We start from the raw sequence: 4,743 nt of genomic DNA, 5'->3' as shown, positions 1-4,743 counted from the left end.
GAGATAGGATACGTAAATGGTGGCGTTCAGCACAAAAAGAGATCACCAGAGATCCAATTGTTGCAAGCCGGCCAAAATCCGGTAGTATTTACGCATGTTTTTGCTGGGGTTTCTTAGCAGAATAAGTATCTGAACAGGTAAAATTGGATAAGAAAGGGCGATGTTTTATGATGTCGCTCTGTTGCAGGATGGGACATATCCTTAAATGTCCGGGGTAAAAGGTTCCAGAACAGTGGGCCTTAAATGCAAAAACCCCCCGAAATCTGGTTTCAACTTGGCGGAAGAGACAGATATCAGGGGGTCACAAAGCAGGCGCTGGCCTGTGAGAGATTATAACTCATGCAATTTATAAAACAATACCCATCCGCCATCTGTGTAGGATGGGGTGAATAGTCAAAGCCAACAGGCCATTCAGGTACATCCTGATCCTCTAAAATGTACACGGCGAGGCGAATCGAACGCTTTGCGACGTGGGCAATCTAAAGTTCATCGGCGTTATACACCCCAGTTGTGTTGCGCTGTGCCTCGTGGCACAGCTGCTAAAGTTGTGGCGCGTATGCAAAGCCATAACTGGCACCGTAATCATGATCTCATTGAACTGCGGAGGGAAGGTTATGTGCCATACACCAAGCGTAATGACCCTTACTTTAAGCCAAAGGCAATGCGTGTCTCAGCACGTTCTGAAAGCTGTGAAGCGCTGACGGCACTGTCAATGGCTCTGGCTGCTAATTGCGATTACAACCCAGACAGTGATTATCCGTTCGAAATAATGGCTCCGTTTGAGCAAATTGCGGCCGCGATGGGTATGTTGCATGTTTATGATAATGGCCGCAAAGCCTATGACAGTCCATTACATGCCTTGTCAGTACAGGAACAGCTCGGGTACGTGATTGCTCTACATGGTAAAGATACGGACAGTGGCCAGAACAAACCGTTGAGGTTATGGCTGACTGAGAAATTCTTCATTTCGCGGGGGATCGCCATTGAAGAGATCCGTCATTGGCTTGGCCAGTTCAAAACCTGGGCGATAAAAAACGGGTTGACTGAAAGTTTGCGTAAGAAATATGAACGGCACCTGTTGCGTGTTGAGCGTATTGGTATTGACCTAAATGACAAACCCGCCCTGCGGAATCGCTTGAAACAAATTAAACGTTGGGTTGTTAGTCCTGACCTGGCAAAAGAGAAACAAGATAAAGTGGCTCTTTTAGAGGGACGACTGGCTAACATCAACAGTGATAATACCCAGCGTCTCGATCTTATTCTGGACGAGACACAGCAAAGTATACGCAGTCTGGCCAAGGCCAAGCATAAACGTCAAAACCCGTATTATCAGGCGTTTGTTAAATGGTCAACCAGTGGGGCAGTCATGACGCATGAAGTCGTGATGCAAGAACAGGCGTTGCAGAAAGAACAACCTGGACTCAAACACAGAGATCCTGAAACCTATTACCGGCAGTTGCTTGAGCGTGCTGGCATAGTCTAGTCCTAATTTTACTCCCCCTCGAACCCTACCGTGCCTGGCGCGGTTTTTGTGTCGGGGCAACCGTGCAAAATGAGTGTTATTTCGACACCAGACCACGGACCATTCCGCATTATTGCTCTGAATTCATGACTGACAGTGACGCAATTCGTGTAATGCTGAATATTTGCACCATTAACTTCGAATAGAGTCAGTTAACTTCGTAAGTTGACTGATAAATATCATTAATTTCGAATGTTATTCCTGAACAAAATAAGCCTCTAAAAAGAGGAGTACTTTTCGAGCGGCTAAAGCCAGCTCTCTAAAGTAGCTCCCCTCGCTTCGCTCAGGGCAAGTAACAACTCAGCAATCCAGAAGAAATAACAATAGGTAGGAAGTAGCTCCCGGCTAAAGCCGGGCAAAAGTAGTTTACATAACCATCAGTTATTAACTAGGATTAGTCTCAACACATCAATCTCAGTTGCAAATCCTTTCTTTTGTCTTCGACCATTAGACTATTTCATTGCTGTAAGCTGAGTTATAACGGCTCTCGCGCAGCTCAAGCCTCAAAAAGATGGTCTAGCAGCGATGGGGGGAGTTAACGGGATTATGAAAGCTTGGAACCGCTACGCGGGTCACCGGCGACCCTTACCAATAGAGTTTATCTTTTACATAGTTGTCGCCTGCATACGGCATAGCCGTATTGATCGAATACTGATCAATCGTGAACGATGGATCGGGTTTAACACTGGTTTTACAGGTAGTCAAAGTGCTATTCCAAAAAAAATGACGTAGGATTATGGGTTTAGCCATGAATTCAGATTGCCAGGTTTCTATGTCCACGTTGTTTATTGATTTACTAATCAAACCACGTAAAAGATTTACGATAAAAACCCGCACGCATGATGCATTCGTACAATGCCTAGTTGAATACGTGCAATTATACTATGCGAGAGATCCTGGTTGGTCATTGTACAAATATGGTACAAGCTGGGGGTGTCTATGCCAGGTAGTAACACGCCATTTTCTTAGCTGGCTTGAAAAATTCCAAGATAATCCACGTATATATGAAATCCTAGATACTTTTTTACCCCATATTCCAGAGAACGGAAAAGAGCTCGATCCCCCTATAGCGGTATACATCCCTCTTTACTGGTTCTGTATAACAATACCTCCGGTTCGTGATCAAATACGAGATATGTGGCTGGGCAAGACTACTCATACTGTTTTGACTGCCTCATCGCCGCGCATTACAGTGCCATCTCTAAGGCCTTCTGATTATTATCGACTCTATGAGGGACGAGTTGTAGCTCAGGACTTACAGCAACATTTCCAGCGGTGCTTAAATGAGAATATCCCTTTTATCGGGGTGTGGCACTATCGCCCTAAACAACATACTTATGCGCACAGGTATGACATTCTCTTCTCCTGGGAGCCTTTTATAAAGAGCCATCCACATATATTTGATAACCCAAAGTATCCTGGTATTGATAAGGTTATCTTGCGTCGTATTACACAAATTATTAAAGATAATAGGCAACACGATGGTTTTGAAAAAACTCAGATACAGAGCCAGTTAAGCAAAGGTCAGCTCAATATTCTCAAATTGAGTTTTACGGCAGCTGAACGACTGACTTTAGATCTGGTCAAGCTGACGCTGCAGCTGATTGAGGAAATGGAACAGAAATTAGAAGCTACGGAGGCTTTGGGAACAAAACTTGGTGTATTGGAGTAATCAAAAAATATTGAGTGCTATTATATTATTAGGGGGCGGCTTGGGAAACGGAAATTTTTGTACGTTAAGAGCATTATTTAACCAATTCGGGTAAGTAACCTATTGATTTAGCGTCAGATCCTATCGCTTTTAAGTTATCGCCCATTCCGTATCGCCTTAAGGTTATCTCATTAGTTCAAAATACAAGCCGATCTGCGTATACCGCGGGAGTACACCCTATTGCTATAGGTAAGCTTATTCAAAAAATAGGCTTACCGTACAATAATTCTCTATATCCAAACTGACCCCAATTATGTTGGCGTTCCCACCGTCGTGACGCGACGCTGAGTGTTCCAAAATAGACAGGAAACAAGAGATGAACGTGAATAATGAGATTTTAAAACTCTGGCAATCCAGAGGAAAAAACGAGCGCACCGGATCCGATGCGGTGAAGGTTGCAGACATTGCCTGGGAACAGGGGTTACGACTTCACCATAACCCGCAGGCTCATTATCAACGTGTCATGTACCTACTTGGCCATGACAATATCGGGTAACTCATACAGGCCGCGTATGCGGCCTTTTTAGGCTGGATATTGAACACATACTATGGTCAACAAAAACAAGCTTACCGTACAATATTGTCCGTTTCCCAAGCTGACCCCAGATTACACCAGTAGAAACCCACTGTATGGGAGATAGCTAAAGTTGCAGTCTTATGGGGAATACCTAAAGTTTATGTTCCTGGCAAAGAAGGCTCAGGATTTTTAGTTATGATAGTAAAAATCAATTTTCCGTCTTCGGTTTCTGACATCGATGCTGACAGTGGTGTTTCTTTACTGATTTTTTCTAGCGCTGGTTTGATGAACGTTCGCTTCATTTCGGCAAAATTATCCCGCTGGGATTGCGGTAATTGATAACGATCTGCAAGCCAGCTGGGCGTAGTGACCCATATACCTGACTTTCTAAACTGACACAGACTTTCATACAGACGTATAGCACGGACACTATTAATGCGGCCACAGTCATACAAGTTATAAGTTGTAAATTGGCTGCTTAGGTCAAGGAGATAAGGCATGACCTTATGGTTGAATTCAATTGACCACGAACCCCGGCCGCGTTTAAGACCTGCCTCAGCTAACCATGGGCGTTTGCGTTCTTCATATTCGCCATCTGACGGGAAAAATGTCACTGAGCTATTAGATAAAGCATCAATACCTTTTCTAACGTCAGTGCTGGCGGTTGCCTGGCTTACCTTAAACAGGCGCTGATAATCTGCCACACGGACGGTAAAAGTTCCCTGATGTTCTTCCTGGCGATAGGTTTCCATAAGACATAGCCAGAGTACTCGTTTCGCTTGTAGTGAGAGATAGTAGGCCGCTTCGGTCAGTTCATTTGATTGTGCAATAGCTGGACGGTTGGTTTTAATAATCCCTTTATTTTCATTCATATGCGAATCTATGGGCTATTTTCAATGTACCCATAGTGGCACCAATTTTAGTATTCGGTCAAGACTAACTTGTGCCAATTCCCACGCACATCCAAACACAAAACAAACTTAAGCTATTTCC

General features: G+C 44.1%; 4 protein-coding genes. 3 read left to right on the top strand and 1 reads right to left on the bottom strand.

Annotated features, from left to right (window positions below):
- The first annotated feature begins 556 nt into the window (after positions 1–556).
- The 3 genes from AACW11_RS16065 (at position 557) to AACW11_RS16055 (ending at position 3,729) form a co-directional block, all read left to right on the top strand.
- On the top strand, positions 557–1,483 hold the full coding sequence (locus AACW11_RS16065) for a Replication protein (protein ID WP_145560220.1): 927 nt from the start codon (positions 557–559) through the stop codon (positions 1,481–1,483).
- Between the two features lie 811 nt (positions 1,484–2,294).
- Positions 2,295–3,194 (top strand): hypothetical protein, encoded by a 900-nt coding sequence (locus AACW11_RS16060; protein WP_145560216.1) that lies wholly within the window; start codon positions 2,295–2,297, stop codon positions 3,192–3,194.
- 355 nt (positions 3,195–3,549) lie between these two features.
- Positions 3,550–3,729, top strand: coding sequence for a hypothetical protein (locus tag AACW11_RS16055; protein WP_145560213.1), 180 nt, complete (start codon positions 3,550–3,552; stop codon positions 3,727–3,729).
- 179 nt (positions 3,730–3,908) lie between these two features.
- Here AACW11_RS16055 and AACW11_RS16050 read toward each other — a convergent pair whose 3' ends face one another.
- The gene (locus tag AACW11_RS16050) at positions 3,909–4,622 is read right to left on the bottom strand and encodes a replication initiation protein (protein WP_145560210.1); all 714 of its coding nucleotides are present in this window, start codon (positions 4,620–4,622) and stop codon (positions 3,909–3,911) included.
- Positions 4,623–4,743 lie beyond the last annotated feature (121 nt).

It is taken from the genome of Yersinia sp. Marseille-Q3913 (genome assembly GCF_963892745.1).
Classification (GTDB): Bacteria; Pseudomonadota; Gammaproteobacteria; order Enterobacterales; family Enterobacteriaceae; genus Yersinia; species Yersinia bercovieri.
Note: the sequence above shows the minus strand (reverse complement) of the source record. Positions and strands in the feature narration are given on the sequence as shown.

Excerpts from the sequence above, each read along its gene's own strand:
- AACW11_RS16055 (WP_145560213.1), top strand. The coding sequence starts at position 3,550 with ATGAACGTGAATAATGAGATTTTAAAACTCTGGCAATCCAGAGGAAAA.
- AACW11_RS16050 (WP_145560210.1), bottom strand. The coding sequence starts at position 4,622 with ATGAATGAAAATAAAGGGATTATTAAAACCAACCGTCCAGCTATTGCA.
- AACW11_RS16060 (WP_145560216.1), top strand. The coding sequence starts at position 2,295 with ATGTCCACGTTGTTTATTGATTTACTAATCAAACCACGTAAAAGATTT.
- AACW11_RS16065 (WP_145560220.1), top strand. The coding sequence starts at position 557 with ATGCAAAGCCATAACTGGCACCGTAATCATGATCTCATTGAACTGCGG.